The organism is Paraburkholderia sp. SIMBA_030 (assembly GCF_046535245.1).
Classification (GTDB): Bacteria; Pseudomonadota; Gammaproteobacteria; order Burkholderiales; family Burkholderiaceae; genus Paraburkholderia.
On the sequence record NZ_JAWRXB010001470.1, the window covers coordinates 1 to 242 of the forward strand.

The 242-nt window shown below is 62.8% G+C and carries 1 pseudogene; it reads right to left on the reverse strand.

The features are described 5' to 3' along the window. Nucleotides 1–127 precede the first annotated feature (127 nt). Nucleotides 128–242 (reverse strand): annotated as a pseudogene (locus tag SB772_RS44905) (phage tail protein); the annotation flags it as partial.

Sequence of the window (242 nt, forward strand, 5' to 3'; positions counted from 1 at the left end):
GTACATCCAGCGTGGCCCCGCAATCGCACGCGCATTGCCAAGCAGGCTCGCGGCCTTTGTTAATAGCGCGCCCACAAACGACAAGGCGCCCAAATCGACGCCCGGTTAAGTCAATTAGTGCTGGCATTCAGATCCCCCTGTATCGCAGCACCGTGCGAAGGCATTGCGCCCACATGCCGCCCCACACGGCGCGGCCCGAGAGACGCCCGTGCATGTGGTGCAGAAAATGGCCGTCGCCGATG